The organism is Streptomyces sp. NPDC051133 (assembly GCF_040682635.1).
In the GTDB taxonomy this organism is placed as follows: Bacteria; Actinomycetota; Actinomycetes; order Streptomycetales; family Streptomycetaceae; genus Streptomyces.
Map to the genome: position 1 here is coordinate 38,080 of NZ_JBFBBK010000024.1, position 22,917 is coordinate 60,996.

At 70.1% G+C, this 22,917-nt stretch carries 19 protein-coding genes; 8 read left to right on the forward strand and 11 right to left on the reverse strand.

The genetic code is table 11. From position 1 onward, the window contains the following. Window positions 1-371 precede the first annotated feature (371 nt). The 3 genes from AB0N17_RS24360 to AB0N17_RS24370 all read left to right on the forward strand — a co-directional run bounded on the left by AB0N17_RS24360 (window position 372) and on the right by AB0N17_RS24370 (window position 4,268). On the forward strand, window positions 372-1,697 hold the full coding sequence (locus AB0N17_RS24360) for a PhoH family protein (protein WP_366013566.1): 1,326 nt from the start codon (window positions 372-374) through the stop codon (window positions 1,695-1,697). A gap of 398 nt (window positions 1,698-2,095) precedes the next feature. Beyond that, window positions 2,096-2,794, forward strand: a complete 699-nt coding sequence (locus tag AB0N17_RS24365) for a transglycosylase SLT domain-containing protein (protein ID WP_366013567.1) — start codon at window positions 2,096-2,098, stop codon at window positions 2,792-2,794. 139 nt (window positions 2,795-2,933) lie between these two features. Further along, window positions 2,934-4,268, forward strand: coding sequence for an AI-2E family transporter (locus AB0N17_RS24370; protein ID WP_366013568.1), 1,335 nt, complete (start codon window positions 2,934-2,936; stop codon window positions 4,266-4,268). Between the two features lie 28 nt (window positions 4,269-4,296). On the opposite strand, the gene AB0N17_RS24375 is transcribed toward AB0N17_RS24370, so the two are convergent. Both AB0N17_RS24375 and AB0N17_RS24380 read right to left on the reverse strand, forming a co-directional pair. Continuing rightward, complete coding sequence (locus AB0N17_RS24375) at window positions 4,297-4,830, reverse strand: alkyl hydroperoxide reductase (protein WP_366013569.1); 534 nt, start codon at window positions 4,828-4,830, stop codon at window positions 4,297-4,299. 3 nt (window positions 4,831-4,833) lie between these two features. Beyond that, window positions 4,834-5,388, reverse strand: coding sequence for a peroxiredoxin (locus tag AB0N17_RS24380; RefSeq protein ID WP_071381327.1), 555 nt, complete (start codon window positions 5,386-5,388; stop codon window positions 4,834-4,836). A gap of 139 nt (window positions 5,389-5,527) precedes the next feature. On the opposite strand from AB0N17_RS24380, the gene AB0N17_RS24385 reads away from it, so the two are divergent. Further along, the gene (locus AB0N17_RS24385; protein WP_366013661.1) at window positions 5,528-6,478 is read left to right on the forward strand and encodes a LysR substrate-binding domain-containing protein; all 951 of its coding nucleotides are present in this window, start codon (window positions 5,528-5,530) and stop codon (window positions 6,476-6,478) included. Window positions 6,479-6,538: 60 nt separating this feature from the next. Here the strand turns inward: AB0N17_RS24385 and AB0N17_RS24390 are convergent, their stop codons facing one another. The 5 genes from AB0N17_RS24390 to AB0N17_RS24410 form a co-directional block, all read right to left on the reverse strand. After that, a complete protein-coding gene (locus tag AB0N17_RS24390; protein WP_366013570.1) occupies window positions 6,539-8,860 on the reverse strand; it encodes an FtsX-like permease family protein in 2,322 nt (773 codons plus the stop codon). Between the two features lie 83 nt (window positions 8,861-8,943). Beyond that, on the reverse strand, window positions 8,944-9,633 hold the full coding sequence (locus tag AB0N17_RS24395; protein ID WP_366013571.1) for an ABC transporter ATP-binding protein: 690 nt from the start codon (window positions 9,631-9,633) through the stop codon (window positions 8,944-8,946). Continuing rightward, on the reverse strand, window positions 9,630-10,154 hold the full coding sequence (locus AB0N17_RS24400; protein WP_366013572.1) for a PadR family transcriptional regulator: 525 nt from the start codon (window positions 10,152-10,154) through the stop codon (window positions 9,630-9,632). The genes AB0N17_RS24395 and AB0N17_RS24400 overlap by 4 nt, the downstream gene beginning before the upstream one ends. 110 nt (window positions 10,155-10,264) lie before the next feature. Continuing rightward, window positions 10,265-10,495: a hypothetical protein gene (locus tag AB0N17_RS24405; protein WP_366013573.1), complete on the reverse strand. Its 231-nt coding sequence runs from the start codon at window positions 10,493-10,495 to the stop codon at window positions 10,265-10,267. Then, complete coding sequence (locus AB0N17_RS24410; protein WP_366013574.1) at window positions 10,492-11,427, reverse strand: SPFH domain-containing protein; 936 nt, start codon at window positions 11,425-11,427, stop codon at window positions 10,492-10,494. The genes AB0N17_RS24405 and AB0N17_RS24410 overlap by 4 nt, the downstream gene beginning before the upstream one ends. Window positions 11,428-11,675: 248 nt before the next feature. On the opposite strand from AB0N17_RS24410, the gene AB0N17_RS24415 reads away from it, so the two are divergent. After that, window positions 11,676-14,006, forward strand: coding sequence for a transglycosylase domain-containing protein (locus AB0N17_RS24415; protein WP_366013575.1), 2,331 nt, complete (start codon window positions 11,676-11,678; stop codon window positions 14,004-14,006). A 60-nt stretch (window positions 14,007-14,066) separates the two neighbouring features. Here AB0N17_RS24415 and AB0N17_RS24420 read toward each other — a convergent pair whose 3' ends face one another. From AB0N17_RS24420 to AB0N17_RS24430, 3 genes are all read right to left on the reverse strand, one after another. Continuing rightward, entirely contained in the window at window positions 14,067-16,181 is a 2,115-nt protein-coding gene (locus AB0N17_RS24420; protein ID WP_366013576.1) for a SpoIIE family protein phosphatase, read from the reverse strand. A 295-nt stretch (window positions 16,182-16,476) separates the two neighbouring features. Next, on the reverse strand, window positions 16,477-17,139 hold the full coding sequence (locus AB0N17_RS24425) for a DUF402 domain-containing protein (RefSeq protein ID WP_366013662.1): 663 nt from the start codon (window positions 17,137-17,139) through the stop codon (window positions 16,477-16,479). Window positions 17,140-17,250: 111 nt separating this feature from the next. After that, on the reverse strand, window positions 17,251-18,636 hold the full coding sequence (locus AB0N17_RS24430) for a class II fumarate hydratase (protein ID WP_366013577.1): 1,386 nt from the start codon (window positions 18,634-18,636) through the stop codon (window positions 17,251-17,253). Between the two features lie 80 nt (window positions 18,637-18,716). On the opposite strand from AB0N17_RS24430, the gene AB0N17_RS24435 reads away from it, so the two are divergent. From AB0N17_RS24435 to AB0N17_RS24445, 3 genes are all read left to right on the forward strand, one after another. After that, window positions 18,717-19,421 (forward strand): nucleotidyltransferase domain-containing protein, encoded by a 705-nt coding sequence (locus AB0N17_RS24435; protein ID WP_366013578.1) that lies wholly within the window; start codon window positions 18,717-18,719, stop codon window positions 19,419-19,421. 296 nt (window positions 19,422-19,717) lie between these two features. Next, window positions 19,718-21,286, forward strand: coding sequence for a recombinase family protein (locus tag AB0N17_RS24440; protein ID WP_366013579.1), 1,569 nt, complete (start codon window positions 19,718-19,720; stop codon window positions 21,284-21,286). Between the two features lie 213 nt (window positions 21,287-21,499). After that, window positions 21,500-21,937 (forward strand): hypothetical protein, encoded by a 438-nt coding sequence (locus tag AB0N17_RS24445; RefSeq protein WP_366013580.1) that lies wholly within the window; start codon window positions 21,500-21,502, stop codon window positions 21,935-21,937. Window positions 21,938-22,190: 253 nt separating this feature from the next. Here the strand turns inward: AB0N17_RS24445 and AB0N17_RS24450 are convergent, their stop codons facing one another. Further along, window positions 22,191-22,775, reverse strand: a complete 585-nt coding sequence (locus AB0N17_RS24450) for a hypothetical protein (protein ID WP_366013581.1) — start codon at window positions 22,773-22,775, stop codon at window positions 22,191-22,193. Window positions 22,776-22,917: the final 142 nt, after the last annotated feature.

Sequence of the window (22,917 nt, forward strand, 5' to 3'; positions counted from 1 at the left end):
ACGCCACACCGCCCCGTCGCCGCCCGGCGCCGGGGCGGTTGCCGTATACCCCGGTTCGGGTGGAAGTAACAAGGAGTTCACCGGCGCGCTGTTGGCTGCATTTGCATGGCGGCGCATGTTCGAGGGCATAAGCCAAGCAGGTCGACACCCGAACCACGGGTGTCGGATCTCAGTGGGCGGCCCGGGGCCGTCCGCCCGGGAGGCCCTTTGCACCAGCCCGACCGTGCGGTCACTGCACGGAAGCAGCCGCGGAGGGCCGGTTCTCGGCCCGCCTCGCGCGAGCGCCGTCGGCCGGCCTGGTTCTTCCCGCCCTCCCGGCCCGGCTTCCACCTCGTCGCTCCCCGACCTCATCCGAGGGGGTACGTCCTTCCGTGGTGACCAGCGCAAAGCGCCACAAGCCAGACCGGCGCACCTATGTTCTCGACACCAGCGTCCTGCTGGCCGACCCGAACGCCCTGACCCGCTTCGACGAGCACGAGGTCGTGCTCCCCATCGTGGTGGTCACGGAGCTGGAGGCCAAGCGGCACCATCCGGAGCTCGGCTACTTCGCCCGCCAGGCGCTGCGCCTGCTGGACGACTACCGGGTGAAGCATGGTCGCCTCGACGCCCCCATCCCGATCGGGGAGCTGGGCGGGACCGTCCGTGTCGAGCTCAACCACTCGGACCCCAGCGTGCTGCCCACCGGCTACCGCCTGGGGGACAACGACTCCCGCATCCTCGCGGTGGCCCGCAATCTGCAGGCCGAGGGGTTCGACGTCACCGTCGTGTCGAAGGACCTGCCCCTGAGGATCAAGGCCTCGTCCGTGGGCCTGCTCGCCGAGGAGTACCGGGCCGAACTCGCCATCACCGAGAACTCGGGCTGGACGGGGATGAGCGAACTGACGCTCCCCGGTGAACAGGTGGACGTCCTCTTCGAGGAGGGGCACGTGTACGTGCCGGAGGCCTCGGACCTCCCCGTGCACACCGGCCTGACCATCCAGTCCGAGCGCGGCAAGGCCCTCGGCCGGGTCACCGCCGAGGGCAACGTCCGCCTGGTGCGCGGCGACCGCGAGGCGTTCGGCATCAAGGGCCGCAGCGCCGAGCAGCGCATCGCGCTCGACCTGCTGCTCGACCCGGACGTCGGCATCGTCTCGATGGGCGGCCGGGCCGGCACCGGCAAGTCGGCGCTGGCGCTGTGCGCGGGCCTGGAGGCGGTCCTGGAGCGCCGGCAGCATCAGAAGGTGATGGTCTTCCGGCCGCTGTACGCGGTCGGCGGCCAGGAGTTGGGCTATCTGCCGGGCAGCGAGGCGGAGAAGATGAGCCCGTGGGCGCAGGCCGTCTTCGACACGCTCTCGGCCGTCACCAGCCGCGAGGTCATCGAGGAGGTCACCGCGCGCGGGATGCTGGAGGTGCTCCCGCTCACCCACATCCGCGGCCGTTCGCTGCACGACGCGTTCGTGATCGTGGACGAGGCGCAGTCGCTGGAACGGAACGTGCTGCTGACCGTGCTGTCCCGGATCGGCGCCAATTCACGGGTCGTTCTGACCCATGACGTGGCACAGCGGGACAATCTGCGCGTCGGGCGCTACGACGGTGTGGTCGCCGTCGTGGAGAAGCTGAAGGGGCACCCGCTCTTCGCCCATGTCACCCTGAACCGGTCCGAGAGGTCCCAGATCGCGGCCCTTGTGACCGAAATGCTCGAAGAGGGCCATATCTGAGCCGTCTCAACCCAGTTGGCGCCGTCCGGCAAAGGCCAAGAGCCTAGCCGGGCGGCGCCTTGGCATGTGGAGCTTTCCGGAAATCCCCTGGGCGAAACGGGATGTGAGGTTTCACACGCAACTCAGAATTGCCACCCGGTGTCGGGTTGCGGCAGAGTCTCAGTCCTGTCAGGCCCCGCATACGACACACCTGTACCCCCAGCGGTACAGCACCACAGAAGCACCACCAACTCCATAGAGTTCGTCGTATGCCGCCCGAGCACCACGCGGCACTCCCTTCCGGGGAGTTGCCCACCGGGCCCGTGCCTCCCGTGACCCCGCAGTTGGGAGGCCAGTGTCAGGGGGCACGATTGCGTCCGCCAGGGTCACCGAAGCGGACGATGCTGGAAGGAAACCGTGTGAGCCGGATTTCGGTCCGGGGATTCGCAGTGGCCTCGGCCACCGCGGTCACCGCCGTCGGGAGCGTCGTCGGAGTTGCCTCGGGCAGCGTCGCGCAGAACAACGACGCCGAGCCGACGGCCGCCGACACCACGCTCCTCGCGGACATACCCGCGGGTCAGCAGGCCCAGGTACAGTCCGCGTCCCTGACGCAGCAGGCCGACGCACAGGCCATCGCCGCGGACGCGAGCGCCAAGAAGGACGCCGAAGCGGCGGCCCGCAAGGCAGCGGCCGAGTCCGCGATCGCGAAGAAGGCCGCCGCCGAGAAGGCGGCGAAGGAGGCCAAGGAGCGCGCCCAGGCGAAGACCGAGGCCGCGAGCCGCGACAGCGCCCGCGACTCCTCCAGCTTCCCGGTCCAGAGCAGCTACAGCGTCGCGCAGATCCAGGCGATGGCGCGTCAGATGGTGGCCGGCGACCAGTTCCAGTGCTTCAGCAACATCGTGGACCACGAGTCCAGCTGGAACTACCACGCGGTCAACGCCTCCTCCGGTGCCTACGGTCTCTTCCAGGCCCTGCCCGCCGGCAAGTACGCCTCGGCGGGCGCCGACTGGCAGACCAACCCGGCGACCCAGATCAAGTGGGGCCTCAACTACATGAACAGCCGGTACGGCAGCCCCTGCCAGGCCTGGTCGTTCTGGTCGGCGAACCACTGGTACTAGTCCGGCCCGCACCCGCTCAACCTTGCGCAGCCCCTCCCCGTCCTCAGGGGAGGGGCTTTCGCCCTGTACGGTCGTGTACGAACGGCTCCAGGGGGGAGTGGTGGCGAGCACCCGGGGACGCGGGGGAAGAGGACGGATGATGTCGCGAGTGCCAGGGTGGCTCGGCCGGCTCGGTGCCGGTCTGACCGAGATGGGCGAGCGCCTGGACGAGCGCCGCGCGGAGGTCGAGCAGGAGGACGACGGCCGCCCGGGCGGCACCGGATCCGCGCCGGCCGGCGCCGAACGGGCCGCCGCCCCGGCGAAGCCCGCCCCCCGGCCCGCGCCTCCGGCCGGTCCCCGCCCCGACCCCGCCGAAGCGGTGCCCTGGGGTGTCCGGGTCGCGGCCGAGGCCGGCTGGCGGCTGCTGGTCCTCGCCGGCACCGTGTGGGTGCTGATGCGGGTCATCAGCGCCGTGCAGCTGGTGGTGTTCGCCTTCGTCATCGCCCTGCTGGTGACGGCGCTGCTGCAGCCGACGGTCGCCCGGCTCACCCGCCGCGGGGTGCCGCGCGGTCCGGCCACCGCGCTCACCGCCATCTCCGGCTTCGTCGTCATCGGGCTGATGGGCTGGTTCGTGACCTGGCAGGTCATGGAGAACATCGACACGCTCTCCAACCAGATCCAGTCCGGCATCGACGACCTGCGCGACTGGCTGCTGAAGAGCCCCTTCCACGTCACCGACAAGCAGATCAACCAGATCGCCAAGAACCTCCGCGAGGCGATCGGCGCCAACACCGACCAGATCACCTCCGCGGGCCTGGAGGGCGTCCAGGTCATCATCGAGGCGCTCACCGGCATCCTGCTGGTGTTCTTCTCGACGCTCTTCCTGCTCTACGACGGCAAGCGCATCTGGGAGTGGTTCCTGAAGCTGGTGCCCTCCGCCGCCCGCCCGGGCGTGGCCGGCGCCGGTCCGCGCGCCTGGCGCACCCTGACGGCCTACGTCCGCGGCACGGTCCTGGTCGCCCTGATCGACGCGATCTTCATCGGCATCGGCATCTACTTCCTGGACGTGCCGATGGCCGTCCCGCTGGCCGTCTTCATCTTCCTGTTCTCGTTCATCCCGCTCGTCGGCGCGGTCGCCTCCGGCGCGCTGGCGGTGATCGTGGCGCTGGTCACCCAGGGTGTCTTCACGGCCCTCATGACCCTGGTGGTGGTCCTCGCGGTCCAGCAGATCGAGGGCCACGTCCTGCAGCCGTTCATCCTCGGCCGCGCGGTCCGTGTCCATCCGCTGGCGGTCGTGCTGACCGTGGCGGCCGGCGGCATGGTGGCCGGCATCGGCGGCGCCGTGGTGGCCGTGCCGCTGGTGGCGGTGACGAACACGGTGGTGGGCTATCTGCGGAAGTACTCGGAGGAGGTCCGCGAGCAGCGGGCCGGTGCCGAGCCGGAGGACTACGTCACCGTGGCGGACAACGCGGAGGACCCCGCCCACGAGGAGTGAGCGGGGTCCTGCGAAGCGGGCCGCGGCCTTACTCGGCGAGAACCGCCTCGGCGTCCAGCGTGACGCCGACGGCCTGGATCACGGAGGCGATCTTGAACGCCTCCTGGACGACCTCGCGCTCCACGCCGGCCTTGCGCAGCACCTGCTCGTGCGAGTCCAGGCACATGCCACAGCCGTTGATCGCGGAGACCGCGAACGACCACAGCTCGAAGTCGACCTTCTCGACGCCCGGGTTGCCGATGACGTTCATCCGCAGACCCGCGCGCAGGGTGCCGTACTCGTGGTCGGACAGCAGGTGGCGCGTCCGGTAGAAGACGTTGTTCATCGCCATGACGGCGGCGGCCGCCTTGGCGGCCTGGTACGCCTCCGGCGTCAGGTTCGCCTTCGCCTCCGGCTCCAGCTCACGCAGCACGATCGGGGAACGGGAGGCGATGGCGGTCGCCAGCACCGTGCCCCACAGCTGCTGCGCGGGCAGGTCGGAGTTGCCGATGACCGAGCCCAGGTTGAGCTTGAGGTCCTTGGCGTAGTCCGGGACGCGGGACTTCAGGGAGTCGAGCGACATGGGTCACTCACCAGCCAGCAGCGCGACCGGGTCCAGGGTGTCCTCGCCCTTGCTCCAGTTGCACGGGCACAGCTCGTCGGTCTGCAGGGCGTCCAGGACCCGCAGGACCTCCTTGGGGTTACGGCCCACGGAGCCGGCGGTGACCATGGTGAACTGGATCTCGCGGTTCGGGTCGACGATGAAGACGGCGCGCTGCGCGAAGCCGTCCTCGCCCTCGATGCCCAGGTCGCGCATCAGCTCGTGCTTGGAGTCGGCCAGCATCGGGAAGGGCAGGTCGGTCAGGTCCGGGTGGTCCTTGCGCCAGGCGTGGTGCACGAACTCGGAGTCACCGGAGAAGCCGAGGATCTGGGCGTCGCGGTCGGCGAACTCGTCGTTCAGCTTCCCGAACGCGGCGATCTCGGTCGGGCAGACGAAGGTGAAGTCCTTCGGCCAGGCGAACACGACCAGCCACTTGCCCTCGTAGGACTTGTGGTGGATCTGCTCGAACTCCTTGCCCTTCTCCAGCGAGACGCAGGCGGTCAGTTCGAACTCGGGGAACTTGTCACCGACAGTGAGCACGTGCTCTCCTTGCAGCGAGGAAAGACCCCTTTTGAGGATCTTTCCCATGGGTTGGACGCCGTTGATGTTGGCACAGGGTGCATTGATTAGTGAAATAGCTACACTCGGTCAGGTTGATCGGAGGTAGTTATCAGTGACCATGGGTAACGGCAAGCAGAGGCAGCCGACGCTCGCGCAACTGCGCGCCTTCGCCGCAGTCGCCGAGCACCTGCACTTCCGGGACGCGGCGGCGGCCATCGGTATGAGCCAGCCCGCGCTCTCGGGCGCGGTCTCGGCGCTGGAGGAGACCCTCGGGGTGACGCTCCTAGAGCGTACGACGCGCAAGGTGCTGCTCTCGTCCGCCGGTGAGCGTCTCGCCGTGCGGGCAAAGGCGGTGCTGGACGAGGTCGGGGCGCTGCTGGAGGAGGCCGAGGCGGTCCGGGCGCCGTTCACGGGTGTGCTGCGCCTCGGGGTGATCCCGACCGTGGCGCCGTACCTGCTGCCGACCGTGCTGCGGCTGGTCCACGACCGCTACCCGGCCCTCGATCTGCAGGTGCACGAGGAGCAGACCGCCAGCCTCCTCGACGGCCTGGGCTCCGGCCGCCTCGACCTGCTGTTGCTGGCGGTCCCGCTCGGCGTGCCCGGCGTCGTCGAACTCCCCTTGTTCGACGAGGACTTCATGCTCGTCACGCCGATCGACCACTGGCTCGGCGGCCGGGAGGGCATCCCCCGCGAGGCGCTGAAGGAGCTGAACCTGCTGCTCCTGGACGAGGGGCACTGCCTGCGCGACCAGGCCCTCGACATCTGCCGGGAGGCCGGACGCGCGGACGCGCCGGTCACCACCACGGCCGCCGGTCTGTCCACGCTGGTCCAGCTGGTGGCGGGCGGCCTCGGCTGCACGCTGCTGCCGCGCACCGCCCTGAAGCTGGAGACGGCGCGCAGCAGCCAGCTCCTCACCGGCTCGTTCGCCGAGCCGGCTCCGAGCCGGCGCGTCGCCTTCGCCATGCGGACGGGGGCGGCGCGCTCCGCGGAGTACGAGGAACTGGCTGCTGCTCTGCGGGATGCCCTGCGGGTGCTGCCGGTGCGGGTTCTGGACCAGGGCCCTGTCTGACAATTCCCGTCTGCCGCCCCGGGCGACGACGCGAATTTCGGACAGGCCCTGGGAGCCCGCCTACTCGGTGCGCAATCCGTCCGGCCGTACCAGCCGCAGCAGCGGCGGCAGGCTCAGCAGCGTGACCGTGAGGACCACACCCGCCCCGGCGCCCGTCATCGACAGCACGCCCGACCAGTCGACGGACAGCGTCGCGCCCACCATCTTCAGCAGCACCGCACCCAGCGTGAGCCCGACGGCCGAGGCCAGCAGCAGCCCCAGGGCGACCGGGATGGCCGCCTGCCACAGCACCGACAGGCCGAGGGTGCGCCGCCGGGTGCCGAACGCGACCAGCGCCGACAGCAGCCGCTTGCGCTCGCGCAACTGCTCCAGCTGGGAGACCAGCAGGCTCAGCCCGATCAGCGCCAGCACACAGATGGCGCCGGCGAACGTCCCGGTGCGGATGGAGGTGAACTTGTTCGACTCCTCGGTGGCCGACCACATCATCGTGTCCGCCATCGGGTCGATCGCCGCCGCCGTGTTGCGGACGTACTCGCGCACGTCCGGGACCGACTCGTCGATCGACACGTAGACCGCCCCGCTGAACGCGACGCTGCCACGACCGGGAGCGGCGGACGGGGTCAGCAGGAACCCGCCCGTCTTGTTCCCGTCCGGGGAGGTGATGGCGCGGACGTGCTTCAGGCCGCCCGGTACGGTCCAGGTGATCTCCGGCCGCGGGCGGCCGACGCCGACGCCGACGTTCGTGTCGAGCCAGAGCCGGCGGCCCGCCTTGGCCAGCTTCACCGTGTCGGCGTCGATGGTGGTGTCGGACCCGGTGGCCGCGAAGACGTCCCCGTCGTGGCAGCTGGGCAGCCGGGCGACCTCGCGCAGGGCGGCGCAGTCGCCGACCGTGACGCCGGTCGAGGTCGCCGGCCCCTTGCCGTGCCAGCTCCGGTCGCCGACGTCGGCGCTGCCCAGTGCGACGGCCTTGCGCACGCCCTTCGTGACGGCGAACTTCTTCGCGGCCGTGGTGAAGTCGACCCCGCGCGACAGGTTGACCTGCATCTGCGCCCGAGTGGTGTCCTGCCCGGTGACCTTGGTGTAGTCGCCCTGGACACCCGCGAAGAGCATCTGTATCGCGATCGCCCCGGCCACCGCGACCGCGATGCCGTTCACCATGCGGGCCGCCGAATCGCTCTTCAACTGCAGTCGCCGTACCGCCAGTTGCCAGGCCGCGCCGCCGGCGCCCAGCCGGCCCACCACCGCCTCGACGACCCACGGCAGCAGCACGGACACACCGAGGAGCAGCAGCAGGACGCCCCCGATCACCTGGTACTCGTTGAAGTAGCCGTTCTCCGAGCCCTTCCCGATCATCGGGGCGAGCAGCCCCAGACCGGCCAGCGGCAGCAGCAGCCGCCACCACAGCCGGCGGCGCCTGACCTTGGCCGTGCGGACCACGCCCAGCGGCTCGATGACCACCCCGCGCAGCGCGAACAGGGTCACCAGCACCGCCGCCGCCGGAACGGCGACCGCGACCAGGACGACCAGGGTCGGCGTGGGGTTGAGGTAGCTGGGGAAGACGCTGACGCCCATGATCTCGACCGAGCCGGCGAGCTGCCGGCCGAGCAGGAAGAAGACCGTGCCGAGGGCCAGCCCGACCAGGGATCCGGCCAGGGCCTCGCCCGCCGCGACGCGCCGGGTCATGCGGCTGTCGGCGCCCACCAGCCGCAGCGCGGCCAGCCTGCGGTCGCGCCGCTCCCCGCCGAACCGTACGGCGGCGGCGATGAACACGGCGACCGGCATCAGCAGCACCACGAAGACGACCAGCACCAGCAGCAGCAGGACCGGGTCCAGCCGGCTCGCCGGGGTCTTCTTCGGCGGCCCGAACGTGTCGATCCGTGCCGTCTGCCAGCCGTTGATCCGCGGGGCCAGGTTCTTCGCACCGGCGTAGTAGGCGAGTTCGTGCGAGCCGATGAGGCCGCTCTCGCCGATCGTCCCGACGATCCGGTACGGCAGCCGCTCGCGCAGCAGCTTCCCGCTGTCGGAGGCGAGCAGGTGCTTCAGCGCGGGGGAGACGACCATCTCACCCGGCGCCGGGTACGCCGACAGGCCCGGTGCGATCGGTGCCCGCGGTCCCTCGGGCTCCACCAGCCGGCCGCGCACGTCGCTGCCGCGGAACGTGGAGTTGGCGTCGGAGATCACCAGGGTGTCGGCGGCCTTGGGCCGGGGCGGCCCGTAGGTGTAGTCCAGGCGGCCCGCGTCGCGGTCGTGCCGTACCGCCATCGCGTTGGGGATCGCGGTCGTCAGCAGCAGCAGCGCCACGCCGAGGCCGACGCCGACCGCCGTCAGCAGCACCCGGATCCAGCCCTCGCGCCCGCCGGTGAAGGCGAACCGGACCCCCATCCCCAGATCCCTGCACCACTTGGAATGGAAAGGGGCGGCGCGAAGCGCCTCCGGCAGGGCGGTGGTGGGTGACGGGCGGGCGTTCATATGGCGCGCTCCATGTCCCGGGACTTGCCGTCGCGTACGACGATCTCGCGGTCGGAGTAGGCGGCCACCCGGGCCTCGTGCGTGACCAGGACGACGGCCGCGTTGGTGGAGCGGGCCGCGTCGGTCAGCAGCTCCATCACGCGCTCGCCGTTGAGGGAGTCGAGCGCGCCGGTCGGCTCGTCGGCGAAGATCACCCGGGGTGCGGTGACCAGCGCCCGCGCCACCGCGACGCGCTGCCCCTGGCCGCCGGAGACCTCGCCGGGCCGCTTGTCCTTGAGGTCGTCCACCTCAAGCCGCTCCATCCAGCCGAGCGCGGCCTTCTCGGCCTGCTTGCGGGAGGTGCCGTTCAGGCGCAGCGGCAGCGCCACGTTCTCCACGCAGGTCAGCTCCGGGACGAGCTGGCCGAACTGGAAGACGAACCCGAACTCGCTGCGGCGCAGCGCGCTGCGTTCGGAGTCGGACATGCCGGCGAGCTCGCGGCCGTCGTAGAGGATGGAGCCCGAGTCGGGCGGCACGATGCCGGCGAGGCAGTGCAGCAGGGTCGACTTGCCGGAGCCGGAGGGTCCCATCACGGCGACGACCTCGCCGGCGTGGATGGAGAACTCGGCGCCGTCCAGCGCGAGCGTGGGGCCGTAGGCCTTGCGCAGGTCGTCGGCGGTGAGCAGGGAACCGGTCGGGTGAGTCACTTGGCCACCGCCTCACGGAGCTTGTCGAGGCGCGCCGCGGTCAGCTCCAGCCAGCGCAGGTCGGCCTCGAGGTGGAACAGGGCGTGGTCGCAGATCAGCTGGTCCGCGAGGTCGCCCTTGCGCTTGCGGTCGGTCAGGATCCGCATGCTGCGCAGATGCTCGGCACGCTGGGTGTCGAGGATGACGGCCGCGTCACGGCGGGTGAGGAGAGCGAGGACGACCTTGGTGTAGAGGGTCGACTGGAGGTACTCCTCCGGCTTCTCCGGCGTCCCGAGCCAGCGCTCGACGTCCGTGATGCCCGCGTCGGTGATGGCGTACCGCTTGCGCTCGGGGCCGCCGCCCGCCTCGATGCCGTCGACTTCCACGAGGCCGTGCTTCAGCAGCCGGGACATCGTGGAGTAGACCTGGCCGTAGTGCAGCGGCCGGTCGTGACCGAACTTCTCGTCGAAGGCGCGCTTCAGGTCGTAGCCGTGGCGCGGTCCCGACTCCAGGATTCCCAGAAGGGTGTGACCGATGGACATGCCCGCACTCTACACACGGTGTATACGTCGCGTGTATACGCGCTGTGTGCAGATCATGGCGGGGGGTGCGCAGGTCCAGGTGGGGCCCGGTGGGGGCCCGATTGTCACGGTTACGAAACAGGCGGCCGGCCCCTGCGGGGGAGCGGCCCGGTGTCCCGGGGCAGCCGCCCCGCCTCGGCCAGTGCCTTCCGCAGCAGGAACTCGATCTGCGCGTTGGCGGACCGCAGCTCGTCACCGGCCCACCGGGCCAGCGCCTCGTACACCGACGGGTCCAGCCGCAGCAGCACCTGCTTGCGCTGCTGCGGCTGACGCCGCTTCGGGGACTCCGAGGACTCCGTCACTGGTAGAGCGTCCCGGTGTTGAGAACCGGCTGCGGCGCCCGGTCGCCGCACAGCACCACCATCAGGTTGGAGACCATCGCCGCCTTGCGCTCCTCGTCCAGTTCCACGATGTCCGCCTCCGCGATCCGCCCGAGCGCCGCCTCGACCATGCCGACCGCGCCGTCCACGATCTGCCGCCGGGCGGCCACGACGGCCCCCGCCTGCTGCCGCTGGAGCATCGCCGAGGCGATCTCGGGAGCGTACGCGAGATGGGTGAAGCGCGACTCGATGACCCGCACTCCGGCCGCCTCCACCCGCGCCTGCAGCTCGACGGCGAGCTTCTCGGTGATCTCCTCGGCGTTGCCGCGCAGCGACAGGCCGTCCTCGTCGTGGGCGTCGTAGGGGTACTCGATCGCGATGTGCCGTACGGCCGTCTCGGTCTGCGTGGCGACGAACTCGGCGAAGTCGTCCACCTCGAACGTGGCCTGCGCGGTGTCCTGGACCTTCCAGACCACGACCGCGGCCAGCTCGATCGGGTTGCCGTAGGCGTCGTTGACCTTCAGGACGGCGGTCTCGTGGTTGCGCACCCGCGTGGAGATACGGGTCCGCGAGGTGAAGGGGTTCACCCAGCGCAGGCCGTCCTGCCGGATCGTGCCCCGGTAGCGCCCGAAGAGCTGGACGACGCGGGCCTCGCCCGGCGCGACCGTGTTCAGGCCGCGCATGGCGATCACGGCGGCCAGGAAGACGACGACCCCGGCGACGATCAGCCCGCCCTTGGCGCCGGCGGCGGAGACCGCCGAGGCGCCGGCGAAGAGGGCGACGGCGACGGCGAGTCCGAGCAGCCCCAGCAGCAGGGCGAGCCCGCCGCCGATGCTGTGCGCGTTGAACTCCCGCACGCGTGGCGCGGGCATCTCGGGTACGTCGGCGGTGGTGGCCGGGTCGGATGCGGACATGGCGGATCCCCGTTTCTCGCGCGGCCCGCCTCGGCGGGCCCGGCTTTCTCTCAGCCTGGCTTCCTTATAGCTAAGTGATATCACTTTTACGGCGGGAGGCAACCCCATGGCCTCCAGATCCGTCGGTTCCCTGTGGGGCGGGTGCTGATTGTCACGTCCGTAAAAGAGCGGATCGGACGTCCTTTGTCATATAGACGGGTGTTAGCTTTCGGAGCTGACCCCGAGACGGAAGCGGAGCAGAGGGACTCATGGGACGAGCGGAAGAGAGACGAGCGCGACAGCGTGGTGGCCGCCGCGCGGCGCCCAAGAGCCCTCGCTCCTCGGCACCCGCGGCCGGCGCGGCCGGCCCCGGACCCGCGGCCGGCGGCAAGCCGGCCAAGAGCTTCATACGCCGGCTCTTCACCTGGAAGAAGATCGTCGGCACGTTCTTCGGACTGTGCCTGCTGGTGATCGCGGCCTTCATCGGGCTGTACATGTACGTGGACATACCGGCGGGCAACGCCGACGCCCAGCTGCAGAGCAACATCTACAAGTACAGCGACGGCACGATGCTCGCCCGCACCGGCCGGCTCAACCGGGAGAGCGTCGGCCTGTCCGACGTCCCCAAGGACGTCCAGCACACCTTCGTCGCGGCCGAGAACAAGTCCTTCTACCACGACTCCGGCGTCGACCTGAAGGGCACCGCCCGCGGTGTGCTCAACACCGTCATGGGGCGCGGCACGCAGGGCGGTTCGACGATCACCCAGCAGTACGTCAAGAACTACTACCTGGACCAGAACCAGACCGTCTCGCGCAAGCTGAAGGAACTGGTCATCTCCCTGAAGCTGGACCGCCAGAAGTCCAAGGAGTACATCCTCGCGGGCTACATCAACACCAGCTACTACGGCCGCGGCGCCTACGGCATCCAGGCCGCGGCACAGGCGTACTACCACAAGGACGCCAAGCAGCTCTCGGTCGAGCAGGGCGCCTACCTCGCCGCGCTGCTCCAGGCGCCGAACCAGTACGACTGGAACCAGGCGACCGACACGGGCAAGAAGCTGGTCACGGCCCGCTGGAACTACGTCCTGGACAACATGGTCAAGCAGCACTGGCTGGACGCGGGCAAGCGCCAGGGCATGACCTTCCCCAAGCCGAAGGAGCCCAAGGCGGCGCCCGGCATGAAGGGGCAGACCGGCTACCTGGTGGACGCGGCCAACACGGCGCTGGAGAAGCGGCTGGTCAGCCAGGGCAGCGCCGCCACCCTCGGGGACGCCGAGGCGCTGGTGCGCAAGGGCGGCTGGACCATCACGCTCAACATCGACAGGAAGAAGCAGCACCGGCTGGAACAGTCCGTCAAGGACGAGCTGACCAGCAAGCTGGACCCGAAGAAGCGCCCGGTCGACGCCGACGTCCAGCCCGGTGCCGTGTCCGTCGACCCGAAGACCGGCAAGGTCGTGGCCATGTACGGCGGCACGGACTACTTCAAGCACTACTACAACAACGCGACCCGCCGCGACTACCAGCCCGCCTCGACCTTCAAGCCGGTCATCCTGGCCGCAGCCCTCCAGGAGGCCGCGACCACCCAGGACGGCAAGGCGATCTCGGCCGACACGGACTACGACGGCACCAGCGGCCGCCAGGTCCTGGACCACGGCAGCCGGGTCGGCTTCGGCCCGCCGAACGAGGACCACCGCGACTACGGCCCCATCACCGTCCAGCAGGCGATGAACAACTCCGTCAACTCCGTCTTCGCGCAGATGGGCGTGGACGTGGGCATGGACAAGGTGATGAGCACGGCCAAGGACCTCGGCATGGACACCGAGGGCATGCAGGCCGTGCCCGCCCAGACGCTGGGCTCGATGGGCGCCAGCCCGCTGGAGATGGCCGGGATCTACGCCACCTTCGCCAACCACGGCAACAAGGTGACCCCGGCGCTCGTCAAGTCGGCCGAGAACAAGAGCCATCCCGACATCGAGTTCCCCGACCCGATCGGCGGGCCGACGATCAGCCGCACCGCCGCCGACACCGTGACGTCGGTGCTCACCGGCGTGGTCGACGACGGTACGGCGAAGACGAACGTCGCGGAGAACCCGCTGCGCGCCGGCCAGCAGGTGGCCGGCAAGACCGGCACCTCCGACGAGGACAAGTCCGCCTGGTTCACCGGCTACACGCCCGACCTCGTCACCTCCGTCGGCCTGTTCGGCGAGAACACCGGCCACCGGCACGTGTCCCTGACGGGCGCGACCGGTCTGATCCCGCCCCGTATCAACGGCGGCGGCTACCCGGCGAAGATCTGGGCCGGGTACACCTTCGGCGTGACGCACGGGGGAGCCCGGTTCGACCTGAACACGGACCAGGGCGCGGCCGTCGAGCCGGCGCAGTCCTCGCCGCCGCCGAGCCAGTCCTCGTCGCCGCCGCCGAGCCCGTCGTCTTCGTCACCCCTGCCGAGCCAGTCCTCCTCGCCGCCGCCGAGCCACTCGTCGTCACCGCCGCCGAGCCAGTCCTCGTCGCCGCCACCGAGCCACTCGTCGTCGCCGCCGCCGAGTGAGCCCTCCGGCGACATCACGCCGGAGAACCCGCTCGACCCCGGCGACCAGTAAGGGACACGCGAGAGGGGCGCCCGGTACTCACCGGGCGCCCCTCGCGCACGTGCGGGGCCCTCAGCCCCGGTTCAGCTCGAACCAGACCACCTTGCCGGTGCTCAGCCGGGTCGCGCCCCAGCGCCGGGCCAGCTTGTTGACCAGGTACAGGCCGCGCCCGCCCTCGTCCGTGGCCCGGGCCTGACGCAGCCGCGGCAGCTGCGGCACGTCGTCGCCGACCTCGCAGCGCAGCACGTTCGTGCGCAGCAGCCGCAGCGTCACCGGCCGGGAGGCGTACCGCACGGCGTTCGTCACGACCTCGCTGACCAGCAGCTCCACCGAGTCGGTCAGCTCCTCCAGGTCCCAGCGGGCGAGGGCGCGCCGGGCCAGCCGACGGGCCTGGCCCGGAGCGGAGTCCTCCGGGGACAGCGTCCAGTAGGCGACATCGCTCGGCGCGATCCCGTCGAAGCGGGCCGCGAGCAGCGCGATGTCGTCGTCCCGGTCGCCCGGGCCGAGCATGTCCAGCACCTCGTCGCACAGCGCCTCGAGCGGCGGCGGATGGTCGGGACCGGTCAACTGGGCGGTCGCGGCCAGCCGTTCGCGCAGCTGCTCTATCCCGGTCCACACGTCCCGCAGCCGGGACTCCACCAGGCCGTCGGTGTACAGCAGCAGCGTCGCCCCGGCGGGCGCGTCCAGCTCGACCGCCTCGAAGTCGACCCCGCCGACGCCGATCGGCGCGCCCGGCGGCACCCGCAGCACCTCGGCCCGGCCGCCCAGGTGCAGCAGCACCGGCGGCGGATGACCGGCGTTCGCGATGGTGATGCGGTGCGTGACCGGGTCGTAGACGGCGTACAGGCAGGTCGCCATGCGGTCGGTGCCCAGCCGCTGCGCCTGCTCGTCCAGGTGGTGCAGCACCTCCTGCGGGGGCAGGTCGAGCCCGGCCAGCGTCTGGGCCGTCGTGCGCAGCTGGCCCATGATCGCCGCCGACGTCATGGAGTGCCCCATGACGTCACCCACCACCAGCGCCACCCGGCTGCCGGGCAGCGGGATCGCGTCGTACCAGTCGCCGCCCACCCGCGCGGTCTCCGCGGCCGGCAGATACCGCGAGGCCAGCCGCACACCGGTCGGCCGGGGCAGGGTCTCGGGCAGCATGGTGCGCTGCAGCTCGTCGGCGATGTAGGCCTCCCGGCCGTACAGCACCGCCTTGTCGATGCCGAGCGCGCTGTGCGTGGCCAGCTGGGCGGCGACCAGCAGGTCGTCCGCCTCGAACGCCGGCCGCTCCGGGCGGCGCAGGAACAGGGCCGCGCCGATCACCCGGCGCCGGCCGCGCAGCGGCGCGAGGATCGCGTGCTGCCCGGACGGCACGACCGCCTCGCCGCCCTCACCGAGCAGCTCCGGCAGCGCGGCCCGGGCGGCGGGCGCGTCGGCGAACACCGGCCGCACCCCGCGCAGCACCTCGTTCAGCGCGCCGCCGGGGCGCACCTCGCACAGCTCGGTCGTCAGCGACGACAGGTCCGCCAGCGCGGTCGGCTCCGGATCCGGGTCGAAGGCCGGCGGCAGCGGCACCCCGTCGGTGTCCCGCTCCTGGGGGATCCGGTCGGTACGGCGCAGCCGCAGCACCACCGGACCGGTGGGCCGCTCGTCACCGACCGGCAGCGGATCGCGCAGATAGACCAGGATCGCGTCCGAGAAGGTCGGCACGGTGGCCCGGCACAGCCCCATCACGATCTCGTCCAGATCGAGACCGCGGGCGATCCGCCGGGTGGCCGCGCCGACGAACCTGAGCCGGTCGCCGTCGCGCCGCATCGGCATCGGCCGCCCCGGCGGCAGACCCCGCCCGGTACGGCGCTCCGGACCACCCGGAACCCGCTCCGACTCGGCGGCGGGCTGCGGCGGGATGCCTTCCGGCGCGGGCCGCGGGCGGTGCGTGCCGGGCTCGGTGGTGGCGGGCTGGGAGTGCTCGGGGCCGTTGACTGGGGGCTCCTTCCCCTTGCCGACCGGGGACTCCTTCCCCGCGCCGTCCTTTCCCTGGCCACAGGGCGTGGCCGTGCCCTGCCCCGAGGGTGCGCCGTCGGCCCGGGCCTGCACCGGTAAGGCGGGGGTGCCCGGCGGCTTCTGGGTACGCAGGAGCGCCCCGCGGGCCTCCGCGGGGTCGGCGCCCTGGGGGCGCTCGAAGGAGGTGGGCTGCTCCGTCACGCGTGTCGCATCCATCCGTCCGGGGCCATGGGCCTGCCGCGCAGTTGGTCCCGCAGAAATCCCGATACCCGCAATACGTGCCCCAGGAACGGAATTCCCGCGTGGTCAGAGGTCGATCCTGTGCCACCGGCGGTGTCCGCACGGCCGGCGGTGGTGGTGCCCTGGTACCCCTCGCTCACGTGCTGCCGCCCCTCGGTGACGATCGGTCAGGCCTGGCGCATGCTCCGGTAGTTGCTGTGATGCGCCCTTGCGGAGGACGATCCTACGTTTCTTGCCTGGGGGCGCATCAAGGGTCTCATGAGGACACGTGCGCGGGCGTACGGTCCCAGTCCTCGGGAAGTGACGGTACCTCCCAGGAGGCGTCCGGGCGCCAGTGCTGCCAGCCGTCCCGGAACGGCGGCCCCCAGGCGCGGATCACCTCGACCGCGTCGCGCCCGGCCGCCCGCACCCGCTCGGCGGTCTCGGCGTCCATCAGCCCGTCCCGCTGGGCCTGGGCGAACTCGTCCTCGTCGCGCCAGTGCCAACTGCGGTCCGGGTGCACCGAGATGTCCAGGAAGTAGTCCTCGGAGTCCACCCCGCCCGCCCAACGGGACAGCGGCTGCTCCAGATTGACGTACCAGTTCTTGAACCGCCAGTCCGGATCCCAGAACAGCCACACCGACCAGGGCCGGCCGGGCTGTGCCAGCTTCAGCACACCCGTGCCGAACCACCGGTCCCGCTGCACCGTGCGCGGCTTGGTGTAGCGGGACTCCAGCGGTTCCACGTGCACGGGCGTGCCGTCGGCCAGGACCGGCTTGACGCACTCGGTGCCGGGGGCGAGCCACACCGCGAGCAGCTCCGCGTCGTCGCGTACGACGGTGACGGGCCGGGCGATGTGGACGTGCTCACCGGCATTCTCCCGGTAGCGCCACAGGATCCGGGTCCCGGGGGTCCAGTACGCCGCAGGGCCGGCTGCCATCCGTCTCACCGCTCCGTCGTCCGTCATGCACAGATATTAGGTGCCGTAGGCATACGACGCTGCGGTGCGCATCACGGTTCTGCGCCGGTGGCCGGAAAGGACCGCCCGCGGCTACGGCTGCGTCATCCGCAGCACGTCCAGCGCCTCGTCCAACTGCTCCCGCGTCAGATCACCGCGCTCCACGTACCCGCCCTCCAGGACCACTTCACGGATCGTCCTGCGCTCGGCGAGGGACTTCTTGGCGACCTTCGCGGCCTCCTCGTAGCCGATGTACTTGTTGAGCGGGGTCACCACGGACGGGGACGACTCGGCGTACTCGCGGGCGCGTTCGCGGTCGGCGGTGATGCCGTCGACCGTCCGGTCGGCCAGCAGCCGCGCGACGTTGGCCAGCAGCCGCACGGACTCCAGGACGTTCTTGGCGATGACCGGCAACATCACGTTCAGCTCGAAGTTCCCGGCGGCACCGGCGGTGGCGATGGTGGTGTCGTTGCCGATGACCTGGGCGGCGACCATCAGCACGGCCTCCGGTACGACGGGGTTGACCTTCCCCGGCATGATCGACGAGCCCGGCTGCAGATCCGGGAGCCGGATCTCGGCGAGCCCGGTCCGCGGCCCGGACGACATCCAGCGCAGATCGTTCGCGATCTTCGTCAGCCCGACCGCGATGGTCCTGAGCTGCCCGCTGGTCTCCACGATCCCGTCCCGGGCGCCCTGCGCCTCGAAGTGGTCGCGGGCCTCGGTCAGGGGCAGCCCCGTGACCCGGGCGACCTCCTCGATCACGGCGGCGGAGAAGCCGTGCGGGGTGTTGATCCCGGTGCCGACCGCGGTGCCGCCCAGCGGCAGCTCGGCCAGCCGCGGCAGCGAGGCCCGCAGCCGCTCCACGCCGTACCGCACCTGGGCCGCGTACCCGCCGAACTCCTGCCCCAGCGTCACCGGCGTCGCGTCCATCAGATGGGTCCGCCCGGACTTCACGACGTCGGCGAACTCCTCGCTCTTGCGGGCGAGGGAGCCGGCGAGGTGCTCCAGGGCCGGGACGAGGTCGTGCGTGACGGCGGCGGTGGCGGCGATGTGGATCGACGACGGGAACACGTCGTTGGACGACTGCGAGGCGTTGACGTGGTCGTTGGGGTGCACGTCCCGCCCGAGCCGCTCACTGGCGAGGGTGGCGATGACCTCGTTGGTGTTCATGTTGGAGGAGGTCCCGGAGCCCGTCTGGAACACGTCGACGGGGAAGTGCTCGTCCCACGTGCCCTCGGCGACCTCCCCGGCCGCCTCCTGGATCGCCTTCGCCACGTCCTGGTCCAGCACCCCCAGCTCGGCGTTCACCTTCGCGGCCGCCGCCTTGATCCGGGCCAGCGCCTCGATGTGCGCCCGCTCGATCCGCTGGCCGGAGATGGGGAAGTTCTCGACGGCACGCTGGGTCTGGGCCCGCCACTTGGCGTCCGCCGGGACGCGGACCTCGCCCATGGAGTCGTGCTCGATGCGGTATTCGCTCATGCCCGGTACAGCGGCCGACGGGGCGGGGATGTTCCGGGGGTGGGCCGGTCGGGTGGCCGGGGCGGGGCCGGACTGTGCCGATGGATCATGTGAAGATCGCGGGGGACCTGGTCCGGGACCGTTTCCCGCAGGCCAGGGCCGCCTTCCTGGCCGGCAGCGTCCTGACCGGGCGCCGCACCCCCACCTCGGACCTGGACATCGTCGTCCTGCTGGCCGGGCCGCCCGCTCCGTTCCGCGAGGGCCTGGTGCACCGGGGCCGGCCGGTGGAGCTGTTCGTCCAGACCGAGGCCGACTGGCGGGGCTTCGCGGAGCGGGAGACGGCCGAGCGCATGTCCCCCCTGCTGGCCATGTGCGCGGACGGACTGCTGCTGGCCGACGCGGACGGACTCGGGGCCGCGCTGCGGACCGAGGCCCGCGAGCGGCTGGCCGCCGGGCCGCCCCCGGTGCCGGCCACGGAACTGGAGGACCGGCGGTACGCGCTCACCGACACCCTGGACGACCTGCGGGGCTGCACCGACCCGTCGGAGCGCACGTATCTGGTGGCCGACCTGCTGCGGCGCGCCTCGGAACTGGCGCTGCTCGTGGGCGGCCACTGGCTGGGCGGCGGCAAGTCGCTCTCCCGCCGCCTGGCCGCGGCCGACCCCGCGCTGCACGCACGTCTGACGACGGGCGCGGCGGCGGCGGTCACCGGCACGCCCGAGGGCCTGGACGCCTTCACGGCAGCGGTCCACGAGCCCCTGTCCCGAGCCGGCGGGCCCCTGTGGGCCGGCTACCGCCGCGGCTGAGGACGCGGACGTGCAGGAGCCCCCCGGCCGTGGGCCGGGGGGCTCCTGTGGCTCTACGGGCACTCGGCCCCGCCGGGCTCGAAGGGGCGGCGGCCCTAAGGACGGGACGGGTAGGGGCGGCGGGGGCGCGGTATGCGTCAGCGGCTTTGCCGCGGGCCGTCCCCGCCGCACCCGAGGGCACTAGGCCAGCCCGGGACCCCGCACCGGGATCGACGTGAACGTGGGCGCCGGGGCCGGGTCCTGGAAGAAGTCGTTCGACTTGTTCACCTCGCGTGCACCCCCGTACGATCACCGCCATGATCAAGCACCCGAGGGTCCTGGGCGCTGTCCGCCTGTCCATCCTCAAGGACGACACCACCAGCCCTGGGAAGCAGAGGCAGGCCGTAGAGCACTGGACTGCTGGCCCGGCCGTGGACGGCCGCATAGCGGGCTGGGCGGAAGACTTGGACGTGTCCGGTGCGATGCACCCCTTCAAACGACCGGGCCTCGGTCCTTGGTTCAACGAGCGCGTCGAGCAGTGGGACGTGTTGGCCGTCTGGAAGCTCGACCGTCTCAGCAGGAAGGCAGGTCACTTCGCCGAGGTCTTCGAGTGGTGCCAGAAGCACGGGAAGTCCATCGTGTCGGTGACCGAGGGCATCGACATGTCCACCCCGATGGGCAAGATGTTCGCTCAGATCATCGCCGCCTTCGCCGAGGGCGAGTTGGACACCATCCGCGCCCGGGCGCTTTCTGGCTCGGCCGCTCGTAAGGCCAAGGGCGTTTGGATCGGTGGCGTCGAACCGTACGGGTACCGCTTCGAACGGCAGGAAGGCGGCGGAAAGAAGCTGGTTCAGGACCCCACGTATGCGGAGTTGTTCCGCGAGATTGTCGAGCGACTGAAGGGCGACTGGTCGTCGTACAAGATCGCGCTTGATCTGAATAAGGGTGGCGTTCCCACCTGGCGGGATCATCTTCGAATCGTGAAGGGGGAAGATCCGAGGGGCGTTGCCTGGACTGCCAACGCGATTCGCGCCATAGCCATGAATCCCACGGTGGCCGGCATCTACACCTACAAGGGCGAGAACGTCGTAGACGAGAACGGCGAGAATGTTCGGATCACTGATGAACCGTTGATGGATTTTGCCGAGTGGTCGGAATTCGTGGCCGCGCTCAAGAGTGATCGCCCGGTTAGGCGGTCCACTCCTTCGCGGTCGATGCTCGGTGGTGTGGCTACCTGCCAGGGTTGCGGCGCCCGGATGTCGTCCAACAAGAAGACGAAGCCGAATGGCCGCGTGCATCATTACTACGCCTGCAACAACGTCAACACCGGAACGTGCCCTAACCCTGGCCGCATTCGGCGCGATGACCTAGACACGGCTGTTGGGACCTTCGTGAAGGTCACTCTCGGCCCGCTCCCCGTTATGGAGCGGACTGGTAATTCCATCAGTCAGGCCAAGACCGAGCTCGCCGAGGCCGAGGCCACACTAGACCGACTGGAAGCAGATTACCTAGCTGGACGGTTCAAGACCGACGTTCAGGTTGAACGCTACTGGGGTCAGCACGAATTCCAGTCGGCCAAGGTGGAACGTCTGCGGAAGGAAATCAAGACTGCCGAGGATGCCCCGGCATGGAAGGAGACGGGGCGGACCTACTCCGAAGAGTGGGCGACCAAGGATGACGAACAGAAACGTGTGTTCCTGCAACGGCACGGCATATCTGTGATGGTGGGGGCCACGGAAGACGGGAGCCGGCGAGTCGTTTGCAAGATGCCTGAGCTTGCCGAAATCGCCAAGGAAACCGGGCTTCAAGTTCCCGAGGGATACTGGTTGATCGAGCCGGAGGCGGAATACATTCTGCCGAAGCAGATGGCTTATAGGAGGAAGTAGGTGGGGGTACCCACGCTCCCAACCCTTGCCCCCGTCGCGTGTAAACGCTTCGGGGGCTTTATCGTGCCCACGCTCGGCCTCTGGCCGTTCAAACCCTCTTTCTTGATTCCGCCACCCCTGGCAGGTTAAAACCTAGGCGTAGAAGACCGCACAACGGCTCCGGATGACCGGGGCCTTTTCTCCACCCGCATCCCCCGGAAGGGAACCTGACCGATGACCTTTGCCGAACAGTACGCGGACGCTATCAAGAGGCGCAGGGTGAAGCTGCGAAAGCGCGGGTTCGCCCTTGCGGCCGAGACGGCTCCCCCAACCGGGCAAGCCGCCCTGTGGTGTGCCGACGCGGTTCAATGCGTGCCGCGTAGCGGTCAGGCCGTGGCCCGGCAGATAGCCCGCCTCTGCGGCGACGAATCCGAGGTGACCGTTCCGTGGCGTTCGCTTGCCGATGCTGTCGGCGTGCGCGACCGGGCCGGGAACCTTCGCCGCTATGCCGAGCGCGGAGTAAAGGCCCTGATCGATGCCGGATGGCTCGACGTCGAGGCGGTCGGGAGCAAGCGCGGAGCGAAGACGACGTTTCGCCTCCTGGCGGGTGACCGTTCTTCGGAGTGCCTGGGCTGGATCGGTGACCGGGAATGGTTCACCGAGGCTGCCTGAACGGACCTCGGCGACTTATGGCCTTAGTAAGGCCCCCTTGGGGGCCGTTAGCTGCTGCTCCGCTGCGCAGCTATGCCCCGGCCGACCAAGGCCAGGGAACTTATGGCCTTAGAGATAAGCAGCGCCCCTCTAAGGGCGCTGCTCTAATGAAGCTCACTAGCGTGCGCTTCTCGCCCTGGCCGAGGAATGGAGGCCAGGCTTCATAGCAACCTAGAGGCACCCCGTGGAGGGTGCCTCTATCTGCGAGACAGAATTACTCAGCTTCAACGACGTGTGAGGGCGAGTCGTCCTCGGCGTCGAGTAGGCCGCCGAAGTGACCAAACACCCAACCGTCGACCATGGTTGGGTAAGCGTCTATCAGCATCCTCGGAAGAGAGTCTTTCGGCTCATCGAGGTGGAAGCACCATTGCGACACGACGTTGTCGCCCGAGGCTAGATCGGCGACAGCAGCGCGCAGTCGCGCTGCATGCTCCAAGATATCGCCTCGACTCACGGCAGATATTGAGCTTACCGAGGCTCCTTCATGCGCAATGAAGTTGCGTGCCCTCCTCGCCCCATCGAGGGCGTCGAAGTCGGAGGTTCGCGAGCCGAGCGATGTGTTCGCTAGGTCTCGCAACGTCCCCCCGAGCATCTTGCCCGGGGGCAGGCCGTTGATCATCTCTTGCAGACCCAACACCGGGTCGGCTTGTGCAGCCTCGGCAAGGTTGGCCATCCGCAAGACGTACTGACACTTCGACTCGAAGGCACTGGCCAGGTGCAACGCGCGACCAGCCGACAGGAAAAGCGCGTCCAACAACTGTGGCTCACGCGGCTTCAGATAGCTCAGCGACCAACCCATGCGGTCCACGGTACTGACACCGTCAAGGGGATTTCAGCCGAAAGGCGTCGGCGTTCAGGTCGCGGACGCTTCCACAACGGCCCCGGCCACCGGAAAGAGCTGGGAAGGGGGGTTTGAAACTCTGAAGACGTCCTTCCGGGCA

Coding starts and splice junctions, on each gene's coding strand:
- AB0N17_RS24370 (WP_366013568.1), top strand. CDS start 2,934: ATGTCGCGAGTGCCAGGGTGGCTCGGCCGGCTCGGTGCCGGTCTGACC.
- AB0N17_RS24375 (WP_366013569.1), bottom strand. CDS start 4,830: ATGTCGCTCGACTCCCTGAAGTCCCGCGTCCCGGACTACGCCAAGGAC.
- AB0N17_RS24385 (WP_366013661.1), top strand. CDS start 5,528: ATGGGTAACGGCAAGCAGAGGCAGCCGACGCTCGCGCAACTGCGCGCC.
- AB0N17_RS24390 (WP_366013570.1), bottom strand. CDS start 8,860: ATGGGGGTCCGGTTCGCCTTCACCGGCGGGCGCGAGGGCTGGATCCGG.
- AB0N17_RS24400 (WP_366013572.1), bottom strand. CDS start 10,154: ATGTCCATCGGTCACACCCTTCTGGGAATCCTGGAGTCGGGACCGCGC.
- AB0N17_RS24410 (WP_366013574.1), bottom strand. CDS start 11,427: ATGTCCGCATCCGACCCGGCCACCACCGCCGACGTACCCGAGATGCCC.
- AB0N17_RS24415 (WP_366013575.1), top strand. CDS start 11,676: ATGGGACGAGCGGAAGAGAGACGAGCGCGACAGCGTGGTGGCCGCCGC.
- AB0N17_RS24425 (WP_366013662.1), bottom strand. CDS start 17,139: ATGGCAGCCGGCCCTGCGGCGTACTGGACCCCCGGGACCCGGATCCTG.
- AB0N17_RS24430 (WP_366013577.1), bottom strand. CDS start 18,636: ATGAGCGAATACCGCATCGAGCACGACTCCATGGGCGAGGTCCGCGTC.
- AB0N17_RS24435 (WP_366013578.1), top strand. CDS start 18,717: ATGGATCATGTGAAGATCGCGGGGGACCTGGTCCGGGACCGTTTCCCG.
- AB0N17_RS24440 (WP_366013579.1), top strand. CDS start 19,718: ATGATCAAGCACCCGAGGGTCCTGGGCGCTGTCCGCCTGTCCATCCTC.
- AB0N17_RS24445 (WP_366013580.1), top strand. CDS start 21,500: ATGACCTTTGCCGAACAGTACGCGGACGCTATCAAGAGGCGCAGGGTG.
- AB0N17_RS24450 (WP_366013581.1), bottom strand. CDS start 22,775: ATGGGTTGGTCGCTGAGCTATCTGAAGCCGCGTGAGCCACAGTTGTTG.